Origin of the sequence: uncultured Thiodictyon sp. (assembly GCF_903828115.1) — a bacterium.
GTDB lineage: Bacteria > Pseudomonadota > Gammaproteobacteria > Chromatiales > Chromatiaceae > Thiodictyon.
Genome location: NZ_CAIKKU010000457.1, coordinates 1 through 2,096, shown reverse-complemented (window position 1 = coordinate 2,096; position 2,096 = coordinate 1). Strand labels below are relative to the sequence as shown.

Below are 2,096 nucleotides of genomic sequence, written 5' to 3'. Positions count from 1 at the left end.
GTCTCGTGCGGCAATCTGCCAGCCAACCACCGCCGCGTAGAACGGCGCGATGACATCCGGGTCCGGAGTCATCAATTCGTACCAGACGAAGCTCCCCGCTGGCTTGGCCATGTGTCACTCCTCCCGTGTACGGCCATTGTGGCACGGACGTTCTGACCGGCGCACACACCCGCTCCACGCCCCGGCCTCCTCTGCCTCGTAGGCCGGGTCTTCAGACCCGGCGCTGGAGTTTCTACATTTGAGTCTGTCGTCATATGTATAGTTGACCGACCGACGTGGTTGTGGCATCCTCTTGGCACCTGCTTCCCAGGAGCGGCTGATGCCAGACGACCACCTCAAAGACCTCATTCTCAGGACGGTAGAAGCCTCGCTTGATGCCCAGTTGCGGGCCGTGCGCCGATTGCGGCACGGCGAGGCGGCTGCGCCCACGCCGCGTCCACGCAAAGGTCTGTCACAGGTGGACATGGCCCATGACGTACTCAAGCAGGCCCGGGGCCCGTTGCACGTGTCGGAGATCCTGACGCGCATCGCGGCCCAGTTCCACGTGCCGGTCGATCGCGAGAGCCTCGTCTCGTCGCTCACCAAGAAGGTCGCCCGTGGGGATCGCTTCGTGCGCACCGAGAAGAACACCTTCGGGCTGCGCCCCGAGGGGCGATGATCGCCGCGCCGGCGGCGACGCTGCTGGGGACGTTCCTCGAGATCGTCGCGCCCTGGCGCGATGTCTTTCCGCAACGGCGCACCTATCGGCGCGCCGTGCGCCAGGCGGTGGGCTCGTTGCTGTGTCTGGGCCGCCGCTGTCTGTCGCGCATCATCTGGACCAACGGCGGTCAGCACCGCAGTTGGAGCGCGGAGTACTTCCTGCACTCGCGGTGTCACTGGGAGCCCCAGGCGCTGTTCCAGGCGATCCTGACACGGGCGCGGCCGTTGTGTCGCGGCCGGCTGGTCGGGGTGGCCGTCGATGACACGCGGGTCCACAAGACCGGGCGCTGTATCCCGCAGGCCGCCTATCACCGCGACCCGCTGTCGCCGCCGTTCCACGTGAATCTGATTCGCGCGGTCCGCTTTCTCCAAGCCTCCGTGTTGGTCCCCCTGCACACGCGGGCCCCGCGCTACACGCGGGCGGTGCCGATCCGCTTCGAAGAGGTGTCGTGCGTGAAGAAGCCGTCGCGCACGGCGGACGCCGCCGCCCGGATCGCCTACCAGGCGGCCAGCAGGATTCACAATCTGTCGACCCGCTTCGTCACGATGGCCCACGCCCTGCGCGCGGACCTCGACACGGCGGGCGGCGCGCGGCAGACGTTGGTGTTGGCCGTCGATGGCAGTTTCTGTAATCGCACGTGCTTGCGGGCCGAGATCCCCCGCACCGCGGTGATCGGCCGCACCCGCAAGGATGCCAAGCTGTGTCGGCCCGCCCCGGTGGGATCCCGCCGCATCTACGATGTCATCAAGTTCACGCCCGAGCAGGTGCGCCAGAACGACACGATCCCATGGCACACGACGACGGTCTGCTATGGCGGCGCGCGGCGCCCGATCCGGTACAAAGAACTGACGGACCTCCGGTGGCAAGGCGGGGCCGGCCGGCGGGCGCTGCGCCTCTTCGTCGTGGCCCCGACGCCCTACCGCAAACGGAAGAGCGGCAAGATGTACTACCGCCAGCCCGCCTACTTGCTGACCACCGATCGGCACAGCCGGCCCCGGGCTCTGCTGCAGATCTATGTCGACCGCTGGCAAATCGAAGTCAACCATCGTGAGGAGAAAGACACCCTCGGCGTCGGCCAGGCGCAGTTGTGGAATGCGACCGCGGTCCCCAAGCAACCGGCCCTCGCGGTCGCCGCCTACAGCGCCTTGCTGTTGGCCGCCCTCCTCGCCTTCGGCGCCGACCGGGGCGCCGCCTACGCCGCGCTGCCGAAGTGGCGACGACACGCCCACCGGCCGTCGTGCCTCGACCTCATCACGTTGCTGCGAAAAGAAGTCGTGGACCATCCGGATCTCATCCGAGAATTCGACTTCGCGCCCACCGATCATGGGCTCACCCACGCCGCCGCGGCGTGACATTATGTAGAAACTCCAGCGCCGGGTCTGAAGACCCGGCCTAC

Annotated in this window: 2 protein-coding genes; both read left to right on the top strand. The window is 67.5% G+C overall.

Features of this window, described 5'->3' with window-relative positions:
* Positions 1 to 319: 319 nt before the first annotated feature.
* Entirely contained in the window at positions 320 to 658 is a 339-nt protein-coding gene (locus QZY48_RS16725; RefSeq protein WP_295432994.1) for an HTH domain-containing protein, read from the top strand.
* Entirely contained in the window at positions 655 to 2,052 is a 1,398-nt protein-coding gene (locus tag QZY48_RS16720) for a transposase (RefSeq protein WP_295432991.1), read from the top strand. The genes QZY48_RS16725 and QZY48_RS16720 overlap by 4 nt, the downstream gene beginning before the upstream one ends.
* The last annotated feature ends 44 nt before the right edge of the window (positions 2,053 to 2,096 follow it).